Source organism: Streptomyces sp. NPDC091287 (genome assembly GCF_044768525.1).
Lineage (GTDB): Bacteria > Actinomycetota > Actinomycetes > Streptomycetales > Streptomycetaceae > Streptomyces.
Window position 1 is genome coordinate 22,911 of record NZ_JBIVUV010000005.1, and the last position, 12,636, is coordinate 35,546.

Sequence of the window (12,636 nt, forward strand, 5' to 3'; positions counted from 1 at the left end):
GCGGGCTGGGATGGCCGGGCTTGCGGGTCGCCGAGGGTGCCGGGCGGGCTGGAAGTGGCGGGCTCGCCGGTGACCGAGGGCGCGGGGCGGGCTGGGATGGCCGGGCTTGTCGGTAGGGCGGAGGCGGCGCGCGCGGTACCTTCGGGCGCACACTGGGCCGCACAGGCATACGCGGTCCCCACCCAGCGGACGGAGTCGAGAGCGTGAGCATGAAGGCGACCGAGGGGGCCGATCCGTTCGGGACGGCACGGCTGCGGCGCGGCGTGCTCGACGCCTGGGGGGCCGGGCCCGCCCGGTTCCGGGAGGACGCCAACGCCGAGGAGGACCTCGCGCTCGGCGGCTACCGCGACCGCCTCGTCGTCGAGCTGGCCCAGAACGCGGCCGACGCCGCCGCCCGCGCCGGCGTCCCCGGCAAGCTCCGTCTCACCCTGCACCCCGCCTCCCCCGGCGACCCGGACAACCGCTGCGTGCTGGCCGCCGCGAACACCGGCGCGCCGCTCGACGCCACCGGTGTGGAGTCCCTGAGCACCCTGCGGGCCTCCGCCAAGCGTGAGGGCCACGAGTCCTCCGTCGGCCGCTTCGGCGTCGGGTTCGCCGCCGTCCTCGCGGTCAGCGACGAGCCCGCGGTGCTCGGCCGGCACGGCGGTGTGCGCTGGTCCCTGGCCGAGGCGCGCGAGCTGGCCCGGGAGGCGGCCGTCGGCAGCCCCGGCCTCGGCGACGAGCTGCGCCGCCGCGACGGACACGTACCGCTGCTGCGCCTGCCGCTGCCCGCCGAGGGCTCCGCGCCCGACGGGTACGACACCGTCGTCGTGCTGCCGCTGCGCGACGGCACCGCCGAGGACCTGGTGGCCCGGCTGCTGGCCGCGGTGGACGACGCGCTCCTGCTCACCCTGCCCGGCCTGGACGAGGTCGTCATCGAGACCCGGGACGGGACGAGGACCCTCAGCCGTTCGGCCCACGGCCCGTACACGCACATCGACGACTCCGCCCGCGGTCTGGGCCGCTGGCGCACCGTGCTCCACCACGGGCCCATCGAGCCCGCCCTGCTGGCCGACCGCCCGGTCGAGGAGCGGCTGCGCCCGCACTGGTCGGTGACCTGGGCGGTGCCGGTCGACGAGGCGGGCGCCCCGCTCCACCCCCGTACCGCACCCGTCGTGCACGCCCCGACGCCCACCGACGAGCCGCTCGGCATCCCCGCCCTGCTCATCGCCTCCCTCCCGCTGGACACCGCCCGCAGGCACCCCGCGCCGGGGCCGCTGACCGAATTCCTGGTGGAGCGGGCGGCCGACGCGTACGCGGAGCTGCTGGGCTCCTGGCGGCCCGTGTCGACCGGGACCATCGACCTGGTGCCGGGGCCGCTGGGCAAGGGCGGCCTGGACGGGGCCCTGCGCGGTGCGATCCTGGCCCGGCTGCCCCGGGTCGCGTTCCTGGAGCCCGCCGCGCCCCGGGACCCCGAGGCCGAGCCTGGCTGGGCGGACGACTGGGACCGGGACGAGGACCGTACGGAGAGCACCGCCGCCCTGCGGCCCGTGGAGGCGGAGGTCGTCGAGGGCGTCGGGGCCGAGACCGTACGGGTGCTCGCCGAGGTGCTGCCCTGTCTGCTGCCCGCGGGCCTGGAGCGGCGCACCGAGCTGCGCACCCTGGGCGTCGCCCGCGTCCCCCTGACCGAGGCCATCGACCGCCTCGCCGGTCTGGAGCGCGACCCCGCCTGGTGGCACCGGCTCTACGACAGCCTCGCGGGCACCGACCCCGACCGGCTCAGCGGCCTCCCCGTCCCCCTCGCGGGCGACCCGGACGACGAGCGGGCGGGCCGTCCGCCGCGCACCACGATCGGACCGCGGCAGATCCTGCTGCCGCTCCCGGACGCGCTCACCGGCCCCGTCCTCGCCCGGCTCTCCCGGCTCGGGCTGAAGGTGGCCCACCCGGACGCCGCGCACCCGCTGCTGGAGAAGCTCGGGGCCCTGCCCGCCACACCGCGCGCCGTGCTGACGACCCCTCAGGTGCGGGCGGCCGTCGCCGGTTCGCTGGACGCGGGGGAGATCTGGGACGAGGACGCGCTCGACGTTGACGAGCTGGCCGAGACCGTGCTCACCCTGGTCCGGGACGCCGAGCTGGCCCCCGGCGACGAGCCCTGGCTCGGCGCGCTCGCCCTCCCCGACGAGGACGGCGAACCGGCCCCGGCAGGTGAACTCGTCCTCCCCGGGAGCCCGTTCGCGCAGGTCATGCGCGAGGGCGAACTCGCCCTCGCCGACCAGGAGCTGGCCGACCGCTGGGGTGAAGGCCCGCTCACCGCCTGCGGGGTGCTCGCCACCTTCGCCCTCGTGCGGGCCACCGACGTCGTCCTGGACCCGGACGAACTGGAGCCCCGCGAAAGCGACTTCGCCGAACCCGACGACGCCGGGCTGCTGGACGCCGTCGACGTCTGGTGCGAGGACCTCCTGGACCAGCTGCCCGAGACCCCGGTGCCGCCCGTCGCCACCGAGATCGTCGCCGTACGGGATCTGGACCTGGTCGACGACGATGCCTGGCCGCAGGCGCTCGCGATGCTGGCGAAGCCCCCGCTGCGCGACGCGCTGACGCAGCCGGTGCGGGTGCTGCTCCCGGACGGGACGACGCAGTCGGTGCGCCCGTACACCGCGTGGTGGCTGCGCGACCACCCCGTGCTGGACGGCCGCCGCCCGGCCGGACTGCGCGCGGCCGGCGGCGACCCCCGGCTGACCGGGCTGTACGACGCGGTGGACGCGACCGGCTTCGACGACACCCAGGTACTGCGGGCCCTCGGCGTGCGCACCTCGGTCGCGGCTCTGCTGGACGAGCCGGGCGGTGCGGCCGAACTGCTGGGCCGGCTGGCCGACGAGGACCGGCCCGTCACCCCCGTACAACTGCACGCGCTCTACACGGCGCTGGCCGAACTGGACCCGGACCAGGTGACGTTGCCGGACGAGCTGCGTGCGGTGGTGGACGGGGACGTGGCCGTGGTCGACGCGGCGGACGCCGTGATCGCGGACGCCCCCGATGTGCTGCCGCTGACGGAGGGGCTGCCACTTCTCCCCGTAGCCCCTTCCCGGGCCGCCGAGTTGGCCGAGCTGCTCCAGGTGCGGCGGCTCGGCGAGACGATCGAGGCGGGCGTGACGAGCGAGGGCGAGGAGCACCGCGTACCGGAGCCGGTCCGCGTCCTGCTCGGGCCCGGCACCCCGGACACGTACGTCGAACACCCCGAACTCCGCGCGGGCGGCGTCGAACTGGACTGGCGCCGCACCCCGGACGGGGTCGTCCACGCCGCGACCCTGGAGGGCGTGGCGGCCGGCCTGGCCTGGGCGGCCGGTCAGTGGCCCCGCCGCTTCGAGGTCGCGGCCCTGCTGGAGGACCCGTCCCGGACGGAGGAGCTGGCCCGGGACCGCTGGTTCGACTGAGGCCTCTCGAACGGCGGTCGCGGCGGGGGCGCGGGCTTCACAGAAAAGTCACATCCTCGCACAACCGTTCACGTGTGCGGCCTGTCTGTTCCTGTGAGCCAACAGGTTCACAGCAACAGCGGGTCCCGTCGGGCTGTTGACGCGAGCGCGCCCCGGGGCCCCTTCTCCACTTGGGGACACATGCGTATTCGTGCCACCGTGGCCGCCGTTTCCGGCGCCCTGGCCCTTTCCGCTCTCGCCGTACCCGCCGTCCAGGCCGACGGCAAGCCGGAGGCGGGCTTCAGCGTGCCGTCCGGCGCCGAGGTCTTCGGCGCCGAGTCCGGCGCGCCCGCCGCCGGGGCCCGCGTCGACCGTACCGCCGAAGTACCCGTCATCAAGAAGGTCGTCGTCAACGGCGGCAAGGACATCGTGGTCGGCACGAAGTCCAAGCAGAAGTTCACCGTGGCGATCACGGCCTCCTCGTCGTCCGGCATCGCCGACGCGTTCGCCTACCTGTGGCACGGCCACATCGACGAGGTCGACGGCGTCCTCGTTCCCACCGAGCCGATCGGCACGTGCAAGGTCTCGGTGGACCCGACCACCTCCACCTGCACCGTCTCGTTCACGGTCGACCCGCGGTCCGACGACCTCCACACGAGCAGCCTCGCCGGTTCCTGGAAGGTCGGCGTCGGGGCGCTCGCGGCCACCGGCAGCGACGAGGACTTCATCTGGAACGACACCCAGGCCAAGACGCGCGTCCAGCGCTTCTCCAAGCTGGCCGTGAAAGCCTCCCCGGAGCCGGTGAAGAAGGGCAAGACCCTCACCGTGACCGGCAAGCTCACGCGTGCCAACTGGGACACCAAGACGTACAAGGGCTACACCAACCAGCCCGTGAAGCTCCAGTTCAAGAAGAAGGGCGCCAAGAGCTACTCGACGGTCAAGACCGTCAGGACCAGCTCCACCGGCACCCTGAAGACGACCGTCAAGGCCTCGGCCGACGGCTACTGGCGCTACAGCTTCGCCGGTACGTCCACCACCCCGGCCGTCTCGGCCGCCGGTGACTTCGTCGACGTCAAGTAGCGGCTGTCGTGCGCCCGCCGTCGGCTCCTACGGGCTTGCGGCGGGCACACGGTCGTCTCGAACGGTCTTCACGAAAAAGTCATAGATCGCACAACCATTCGCGTGGTTCGTCCGTCTGTTCCTGTGAGCCAAGAGGCTCATGGATCAGATGGGTCCCGCCGGGCTGACGACACAAGCGCGCCCCGGGACCCCTTCTCCACTTGGGGACACATGCGTATTCGTGCCACCGTGGCCGCCGTTTCCGGCGCCCTGGCCCTTTCCGCTCTCGCAGTACCGGCCGCGCAGGCCGATGACGGTCGTTCGTGGACCGTGGACCACGGCGTCACAGCCCCCCAGCCCTCGGCCGGGGAGAAGTCGAAGCAGGCGTTCGGCGCGGCCGCGCAGGCCACCGGCAACGCCAAGATCACCTCCGCGGTCGTCAACGGCGGCAAGCCGATCGTCGTCGGCACCAAGTCGAAGGTGACGGTGCCCTACACCGTGACGGCCACCGACGACTCCGGTATCGCCGGTGCCGCCGCGTTCATCTGGATCGGCTCGTCCGTCGACGCCGAGGACAGCTTCGGCTTCGGCCCGAACGAGAAGTCGATCTCCTGCAAGGTGGTCAACACGACCACCACGACCTGCAAGGGCACCATCACCCTCACGCCGGGGCTGATGCTCAACTCGGACGCGACCTGGTGGCGCGTCGGGGCGGCGGCCGGCGCCAACGACGGCCAGGAGCTGGAGCGTGACGCGGTCTCCAAGGTCCGCGTCCAGCGCTTCTCCAAGCTGACCGTCAACGCCTCCCCGGAGCCCGTGAAGAAGGGCAAGACCATCACGGTCACCGGCAAGCTGACCCGTGCCAACTGGGACACCGGCACGTACAAGGGCTACAGCAAGCAGTCCGTGAAGCTCCAGTTCAAGAAGAAGGGCGCCAAGAGCTACTCGACCGTCAAGACGGTCAAGACCAGCTCCACCGGCACCCTGAAGACCACCGTCAAGGCCTCGGCCGACGGCACCTGGCGCTACAGCTTCGCCGGCACGCCGAGCACCCCGGCCGTCTCGGCCAAGGGCGACTTCCTCGACGTGAAGTAGGACCGACAGGCGAAAGCCCCCGGGAGGACCACCGTCCTCCCGGGGGCTTTCCCGTGCCCGTGCTTCCTGGGGGATGCGCGGGTCCGGCCCCTACATCCCGAAGCGCCGGCCCACCCAGCGCCAGGTGAACTCCAGCAGGACGGCCGCCGCCACCGCGATGCCGACCGCCGTCCACGGCATCGGCGCGCCCACCAGCTTCAGCGCGAAGAAGTCCTGGAGCCACGGCACCACGAGCACGATCAGGAAGCCGAGCCCCATCGCCGCCACCAGTCCGACGCGCCACCAGGTGTACGGGCGGGCGATGATCGCCAGCACCCACATCGAGACCAGGAACAGCGTCAGCGTCGCCGCGCTCGTCTCGGCCTCCAGCGCACCCTCGCCGCTGTAGTGGTTCCGCGCCACCAGGTACGTGGCGAAGGTGGCCGACGCCGCGATGGCGCCCGAGGGGATCGCGTACCGCATGACCCGGCGTACGAAGTGGGGCTGGGCGCGCTCCTTGTTCGGCGCGAGCGCCAGGAAGAACGCGGGGACGCCGATGGTCAGCGTGGAGAGCAGCGTCAGGTGCCTCGGCAGGAACGGGTACTCCACCTGGGTGCAGACCACCAGGATCGCCAGCAGCACGGAGTAGACCGTCTTGGTGAGGAAGAGGGTCGCGACGCGGGTGATGTTGCCGATCACGCGACGGCCCTCGGCGACGACCGACGGCAGCGTCGCGAAGCTGTTGTTCAGCAGCACGATCTGCGCCACCGCCCGCGTCGCCTCCGAGCCCGAGCCCATCGAGACGCCGATGTCGGCGTCCTTGAGGGCCAGCACGTCGTTGACCCCGTCGCCGGTCATGGCGACCGTGTGGCCGCGCGACTGGAGGGCGGCGACCATGTCCCGCTTCTGCTGCGGGGTGACCCGCCCGAAGACCGCGTTCTCCTCCATGGCCGTGGCCATCTCGTCCGGGTCGGTGGGCAGCCGGCGGGCGTCCAGCGTGTTCTCCGCGCCCGCGAGGCCCAGCTTCCCGGCGACCGCGCCGACCGATACCGCGTTGTCGCCGGAGATGACCTTGGTGGCCACGTTCTGGTCGGCGAAGTAGGCGAGCGTGTCGCCCGCGTCCGGCCGCAGCCGCTGCTCCAGGACGACCAGGGCGGTGGGGGCGGCTCCGGCCGCCGCGCCGGGCGCGTTCAGCTCGCCCTCGGCGCGGGCCAGCAGCAGCACCCGCAGGCCCTGCTCGTTGAGGTGCTCGATCTCGGTGAGCGTCGCGTCGCCCTCGGACAGCAGGACGTCGGGGGCGCCAAGCAGCCAGGCGGAGGCCGTTCCGTCGGCCTCGGCGAACGCCGCGCCGCTGTACTTGCGCGCGGAGGAGAACGGCATCGCGTCGGTGACCGTCCAGCTCTCCGCGTCGCCGTCGGCCGCTGGGAGCGCGTTGCCGTCGGCCGTCGGACGGGCGTCTCCGCCGCCCGCCGGATACGCGTCGATGATGGCCTGGAGGCTGGCGTTGGGCCGCGGGTCCGAGGAGCCGAACGACCGCAGCACCCGCGTCACGTACGCCTCGTCGCTCCCGTTCAGCGGCCGGACCTCCGTGACGTCCATGCCGCCCTCGGTGAGGGTCCCCGTCTTGTCCAGGCAGACCACGTCGACCCGGGCGAGGCCCTCGATCGCGGGCAGCTCCTGCACCAGGCACTGCTTGCGGCCCAGCCGTACGACGCCGATGGCGAAGGCGACGGAGGTGAGGAGGACCAGGCCCTCGGGGATCATCGGGACGATGCCGCCGACGGTCCGGGCGACGGAGTCCTTGAAGTTGTTGTCCTTCACGACCAGCTGGCTGATGATCAGCCCGATCGCGGTCGGCACCATCATCCAGGTGACGTACTTGAGGATCGTGCTGATGCCGCTGCGCAGTTCCGAGTGGACGAGCGTGAAGCGCGACGCCTCCTCGGCGAGCTGTGCGGCGTACGCCTCGCGGCCCACCTTGGTCGCGGTGAACGCGCCGCCGCCCGCGACGACGAAGCTGCCGGACATCACCGGGTCGCCGGCCTGCTTGATCACCGGGTCGGCCTCCCCGGTGAGGAGCGACTCGTCGACCTCCAGGCTGTCGGCCTCGGCGACCGTGCCGTCCACGACCACCTTGTCCCCGGGGCCGAGCTCGATCAGGTCGCCGAGGACGATCTCGGAGGTGGAGATCTCGGCGGCGACCCCGTCGCGCCGCACGGTCGGCTTCGCCTCGCCGATCACCGCGAGGCTGTCCAGGGTCTTCTTGGCCCGCCACTCCTGGATGATGCCGATGCCGGTGTTGGCGACGATCACGAAGCCGAAGAGGCTGTCCTGGATCGGCGCGACGAACAGCATGATCACCCAGAGCACGCCGATGATCAGGTTGAACCGGGTGAGGACGTTGGCCCGGACGATCTCGGTGACCGAGCGCGAAGAACGTACGGGTACGTCGTTGACCTCGCCGCGCGCGACCCGTTCGGCGACCTCGGCGGTGCTCAGCCCGCCCGGCCGACGGGCCGGCGGTGGCTCCATGGGGTGCACGGGGTCGAGTTCCGCTCCCGCGTCGATCTTGGCCGGCCGGGAGGTTCCGGGGGTCTGCTCCCCGGAGGAATCGAGTGCCCGCTGCGTCATGGGTTCGACGGTACGGGCGTGCGCGCCGGATCACCCACCGGAGGGTCGAAGATCCGACCAGGGGAGGACGAAGACGGTCCCGTGGTCGTACGGACGGGAGCGAGGGTGGCCCGGTCGGACGGGCCGGCCACGTGGTTCCGGGCAGACGGTCCGGTCACGTGGTTCCGGGCAGGCGGTCCGGTCACGTGGTTCCCGTCAGGCGGTCCGGTCGGCGCGGCCCGCCGGGTCGCCGCCCAGCGCGCTGTCCGTCGCCGCGGCCCCTGCGGCGTCCTTGGCCTCGACCTTGGCCGCGTGCCGCTTGAGGGCGGCGTCGCGCCCCCGGACGTACCAGATGCCGATCAGGCCGAGTCCGGCCCCGGCCAGCGGGGTCCACACCCACCAGGTGTGGCCGCGGTCGGCGAACCAGCCGTAGAAGGGGAGCTGGGCGAGGAAGAGGACGAACCAGAGGATCGTGCCGCCGACGACGGTGGCGACGACGGGGCCCTCCAGGGGTTCGGGCGCCTCGTGCTTCGGTGTCCACTTCTCCATGAGTTCAGTGTATGGGGCCACCCGATCGGGGGGTGTACGGCCCGGACGGCCCAAGGAGCCACGCGGGTCTACGCGCGGAGATAGCGATCTTCGCTTGATGTATTCATACTGAATCTGCTTTGGGTTGGCTCGATTCGTTCGTCTGAACATCCAATTTCGATCACCTTTTGTCCCATCGCATCCACCCCTCTACGTACGACTGAGGTCACCCATGCCCCCCTCGGCCACCGCTCCGGTCGACTCCCCGCCCCCCGCGACTCCGCAGTCCCAGGGCAGCCTGGACCGGTTCTTCAAGATCTCCGAGCGGGGGTCGACCGTCGCCCGCGAGTTCCGCGGCGGGCTCGCCACGTTCTTCGCGATGGCGTACATCATCGTGCTCAACCCGATCATCCTGGGCAGCGCGAAGGACATGTACGGCAACCAGCTCGACAACGGACAGCTGGTCACCGCCACCGTGCTGTCCGCCGCGTTCTCCACTTTGCTGATGGGTGTCATCGGCAACGTGCCGATCGCGCTCGCCGCCGGTCTCGGCGTCAACACGGTCGTCGCGCTCCAGCTCGCTCCCCGGATGAGCTGGCCGGACGCGATGGGCATGGTCGTCCTCGCGGGCATCGTGGTGATGCTGCTGGTCGCCACCGGGCTGCGGGAACGCGTGATGAACGCCGTGCCGAAGTCGCTCCGCAAGGGCATCGCGATCGGTATCGGCCTCTTCATCCTGCTCATCGGCCTCGTCGACTCGGGCTTCGTCTCGCGCATGCCGGACGCCGCGCACACCACCGTGCCGCTCCAGCTCGGCGGCAGCGGCCACCTCGACGGCTGGCCGGTGCTCGTCTTCGTCCTCGGCGCGCTGCTCACGCTCGCGCTGATCGTGCGCAAGGTGCCGGGCGCGATCCTGATCTCGATCGTCGCCATGACGGTCGTCGCCCTGGTCATCGACGCGGTGGCCGGCCTGCCCGACGGGGCGTGGGGCCTGACGACGCCCGCGTGGCCGGGCAACCCGGTCTCGGCGCCGGACTTCGGGCTGCTCGGCGAGGTCAGCCTGTTCGGCGGCTTCGAGAAGGTCGGCGTCCTGACCGGCGTCCTGTTCGTCTTCACCGTGCTGCTGTCCTGCTTCTTCGACGCGATGGGCACCATTCTGGGCGTCGGCGACGAGGCGAAGCTGATGGACCAGGAAGGCAACTTCCCCGGCATCAACAAGGTGCTGTTCGTGGACGGCATCGCGGTCGCCGCGGGCGGCGGCAGCTCCTCCTCCGCCACCACGTGCTTCGTGGAGTCCACCGCGGGCGTCGGCGAAGGCGCCCGCACCGGACTGGCGAGCGTGGTGACCGGTCTGCTCTTCTCGGTGGCGCTGTTCCTCACACCGCTGGCGACCATGGTCCCGTCGCAGGCGGCCACTCCCGCCCTGCTGGCGGTCGGCTTCCTGATCATCGCGGGCTCGGTGCGGGACATCGACTGGAGCGACTACACGCTCGCGGTCCCGGCGTTCCTCGCGATGGTGATGATGCCGTTCACGTACTCGATCACCAACGGCATCGGCATCGGCTTCGTCGCCTTCTCCGTGCTGCGCCTGGCGGCCGGGCGCGGCCGCGAGGTGCCGGTGGCCATGTACGTGGTCTCGGCGGTGTTCGTCTTCTACTACGCGATGCCGGCGCTCGGCCTCACGTGATCGGTTTTGCCGTGCTGCCGCTCGCCGGCCTCACGTGATCGGTGGCGTCACGCTCCCTCGGGCGTCGCCGTAGAACTTCTCCGTCTCCTCGACGGCCGCCTTGAAGCGTTCGTCGAAGTCGTCGCGAATGAGCGTCCGGACCACGTAGTCCTGGACGCTCATTCCGCGTTTCGCGGCGTGCTGCCGGAGCCGGTCGAGCAGCTCACCGTCTATCCGCAGGCTGAGCACTGTCGATCCCATGTCCAGCAGGGTCGCCGCCCCGGAGCGCTCTTTGCGTCACTTTCCGCTTCTAACTCACTCGTTCGGGTGATCGGTTTCTCGCGCGTGTACCACCAGGTGGTATTTAGGTTGGGTAATGAGTTACGCTAACAAACATGCCTGACCTGATCCACGACGGCGACAGTGCCGCCGCCGTGAGCTCCCTACGCTCCGCCGTGATGCTGCTGGGCCGTCGACTGAAGCACCAGCGTGTCGACGAGTCGCTGAGCCCCACCGAGATGTCGGTGCTCGGCACCCTTGCCCGTTGCGGCTCGGCCACCCCCGGTGAGCTGGCCCGCAAGGAGCACGTGCAGCCCCCGTCGATGACCCGCATCGTCGCGCTGCTGGAGGCGAAGGGACTGGTCAGGCTGGAACCGCACCCCGATGACCGTCGGCAGAAGAGGGTCAGCCAGACCGAGCAGGCCGAGGCCATGCTCGCGGAGAGCCGCACCAAGCGGAACGCCTGGCTGTCCCACCTCGCCGAGGGCCTGGACGAGGACGAGTGGGAGACGCTTCGGGCCGCCGCGCCCGTGTTGGAGAAGCTCGCCCACCTGTGACCCCGCGGGCGCGCCGACGATGATCCGCCGCCGGACCGGAAGCACCACCCGGTCCGGACACGATCACCGCCGGAGCGCCCGTCGTCACGTCCTCGTCGGACCGAACGCCGCAGACGCCCGAGGAGGCGAACCCTTTTGAGTACGGGATCCGGAGCAGACTCCGCCCCCGCACCGACTTCCACCCACGAGAGCAAGACCGGCGGGACCTTCTCGTCGCTGAAGATCCGCAACTACCGCCTGTTCGCCACGGGCGCCGTGATCTCCAACACCGGTACCTGGATGTCCCGCATCACGCAGGACTGGCTCGTGCTGAGCCTGACGGGTTCCGCGACGGCCGTAGGCATCACCACGGCCCTCCAGTTCCTTCCCATGCTCCTCTTCGGCCTGTACGGCGGCGTCATAGCCGACCGCCTGCCGAAGCGGCAGATCCTGCTCGTCAGCCAGGCCCTGCTCGGCCTGTGCGGCATCGCGCTGGCCGTCCTGACCCTGTCCGGTGTCGTGGAGGTCTGGCACGTCTATCTGGTCGCCTTCCTTCTCGGCATGGTGACCGTCGTCGACAACCCGGCCCGTCAGTCGTTCGTCTCCGAGATGGTCGGCCCCGCGCAACTGCGCAACGCGGTCAGCCTGAACTCGGCGAACTTCCAGTCCGCCCGGCTCATCGGCCCCGCCGTCGCGGGCGTCCTGATCACCACGGTCGGCAGCGGCTGGGCCTTCCTGCTCAACGGCCTCTCCTTCCTGGCCCCGCTCGTCGGCCTGCTGATGATGCGCACCAACGAGATGCACGCCTCGGTGACCGTCCCCCGAGCCAAGGGCCAGCTCCGCGAGGGCCTGCGCTACGTCAAGGGCCGCCCCGAGCTGATCTGGCCGATCGTCCTGGTCGGCTTCGTCGGCACGTTCGGCTTCAACTTCCCGATCTGGCTGACCGCCTACGCCGACGAGATCTTCGACGGCGGCGCGGGCATGTACTCGTTCTTCAACATCCTGATGGCGGCCGGTTCGCTGGCCGGCGCGCTGCTCTCGGCCCGCCGCCGCTCCACGCGGCTGCGGATGCTGGTGATCGCGGGCACGGCGTTCGGGCTGCTGGAGATCGCCGCCTCGCTGTCCCCGTCGGTCTGGCTGTTCTCGATCCTGCTGGTCCCGATCGGCATGCTCGGCCTGACCACGAACATCACCGCGAACACGAGCGTCCAGATGGCCGCCGACCCGGAGATGCGGGGCCGGGTGATGAGCCTGTACATGATGGTCTTCGCCGGGGGTACGCCGGTGGGCGCCCCGATCGTCGGCTGGATCAGCGACACGTACGGCGCCCGCACGGGCTTCGCGGCCGGCGGTGCGATCTCGGTGATCGCCGCCCTGGGCGTCGGCTTCGCCCTCGCCCGCGTCGGCGGCCTCCGCCTGAAGGTCGACCTCCGCCCGGGCCGCCCGCACGTCCGCTTCGTCCCGCGCGAGCAGCTGGCGACGGCGGCGTGAT

9 protein-coding genes are annotated in these 12,636 nt (G+C 71.5%); 6 read left to right on the top strand and 3 right to left on the bottom strand.

From position 1 onward, the window contains the following. Positions 1-209 precede the first annotated feature (209 nt). The 3 genes from ACIQRW_RS08925 (at position 210) to ACIQRW_RS08935 (ending at position 5,546) form a co-directional block, all read left to right on the top strand. The gene (locus tag ACIQRW_RS08925; RefSeq protein WP_403757399.1) at positions 210-3,413 is read left to right on the top strand and encodes a sacsin N-terminal ATP-binding-like domain-containing protein; all 3,204 of its coding nucleotides are present in this window, start codon (positions 210-212) and stop codon (positions 3,411-3,413) included. 180 nt (positions 3,414-3,593) lie between these two features. Next, entirely contained in the window at positions 3,594-4,472 is an 879-nt protein-coding gene (locus ACIQRW_RS08930; RefSeq protein ID WP_403756487.1) for a calcium-binding protein, read from the top strand. Positions 4,473-4,682: 210 nt separating this feature from the next. Next, the gene (locus ACIQRW_RS08935; RefSeq protein WP_403756490.1) at positions 4,683-5,546 is read left to right on the top strand and encodes a calcium-binding protein; all 864 of its coding nucleotides are present in this window, start codon (positions 4,683-4,685) and stop codon (positions 5,544-5,546) included. A 90-nt stretch (positions 5,547-5,636) separates the two neighbouring features. On the opposite strand, the gene ACIQRW_RS08940 is transcribed toward ACIQRW_RS08935, so the two are convergent. Both ACIQRW_RS08940 and ACIQRW_RS08945 read right to left on the bottom strand, forming a co-directional pair. Continuing rightward, the gene (locus ACIQRW_RS08940; protein WP_403756493.1) at positions 5,637-8,156 is read right to left on the bottom strand and encodes an HAD-IC family P-type ATPase; all 2,520 of its coding nucleotides are present in this window, start codon (positions 8,154-8,156) and stop codon (positions 5,637-5,639) included. A 195-nt stretch (positions 8,157-8,351) separates the two neighbouring features. Continuing rightward, complete coding sequence (locus ACIQRW_RS08945) at positions 8,352-8,684, bottom strand: DUF2530 domain-containing protein (RefSeq protein ID WP_403756495.1); 333 nt, start codon at positions 8,682-8,684, stop codon at positions 8,352-8,354. 211 nt (positions 8,685-8,895) lie between these two features. Here ACIQRW_RS08945 and ACIQRW_RS08950 point away from each other — a divergent pair, with 211 nt between their 5' ends. After that, on the top strand, positions 8,896-10,350 hold the full coding sequence (locus ACIQRW_RS08950; RefSeq protein WP_403756498.1) for an NCS2 family permease: 1,455 nt from the start codon (positions 8,896-8,898) through the stop codon (positions 10,348-10,350). Between the two features lie 30 nt (positions 10,351-10,380). Here the strand turns inward: ACIQRW_RS08950 and ACIQRW_RS08955 are convergent, their stop codons facing one another. Continuing rightward, the gene (locus tag ACIQRW_RS08955) at positions 10,381-10,590 is read right to left on the bottom strand and encodes a hypothetical protein (protein ID WP_398614236.1); all 210 of its coding nucleotides are present in this window, start codon (positions 10,588-10,590) and stop codon (positions 10,381-10,383) included. Positions 10,591-10,724: 134 nt separating this feature from the next. On the opposite strand from ACIQRW_RS08955, the gene ACIQRW_RS08960 reads away from it, so the two are divergent. Both ACIQRW_RS08960 and ACIQRW_RS08965 read left to right on the top strand, forming a co-directional pair. Next, a complete protein-coding gene (locus ACIQRW_RS08960; protein WP_007452526.1) occupies positions 10,725-11,165 on the top strand; it encodes a MarR family winged helix-turn-helix transcriptional regulator in 441 nt (146 codons plus the stop codon). 135 nt (positions 11,166-11,300) lie between these two features. Then, entirely contained in the window at positions 11,301-12,635 is a 1,335-nt protein-coding gene (locus tag ACIQRW_RS08965) for an MFS transporter (RefSeq protein ID WP_403756502.1), read from the top strand. Position 12,636: the final 1 nt, after the last annotated feature.

Coding starts and splice junctions, on each gene's coding strand:
- ACIQRW_RS08950 (WP_403756498.1), top strand. CDS start 8,896: ATGCCCCCCTCGGCCACCGCTCCGGTCGACTCCCCGCCCCCCGCGACT.
- ACIQRW_RS08925 (WP_403757399.1), top strand. CDS start 210: ATGAAGGCGACCGAGGGGGCCGATCCGTTCGGGACGGCACGGCTGCGG.
- ACIQRW_RS08955 (WP_398614236.1), bottom strand. CDS start 10,590: ATGGGATCGACAGTGCTCAGCCTGCGGATAGACGGTGAGCTGCTCGAC.
- ACIQRW_RS08930 (WP_403756487.1), top strand. CDS start 3,594: ATGCGTATTCGTGCCACCGTGGCCGCCGTTTCCGGCGCCCTGGCCCTT.
- ACIQRW_RS08945 (WP_403756495.1), bottom strand. CDS start 8,684: ATGGAGAAGTGGACACCGAAGCACGAGGCGCCCGAACCCCTGGAGGGC.
- ACIQRW_RS08935 (WP_403756490.1), top strand. CDS start 4,683: ATGCGTATTCGTGCCACCGTGGCCGCCGTTTCCGGCGCCCTGGCCCTT.
- ACIQRW_RS08940 (WP_403756493.1), bottom strand. CDS start 8,156: ATGACGCAGCGGGCACTCGATTCCTCCGGGGAGCAGACCCCCGGAACC.
- ACIQRW_RS08960 (WP_007452526.1), top strand. CDS start 10,725: ATGCCTGACCTGATCCACGACGGCGACAGTGCCGCCGCCGTGAGCTCC.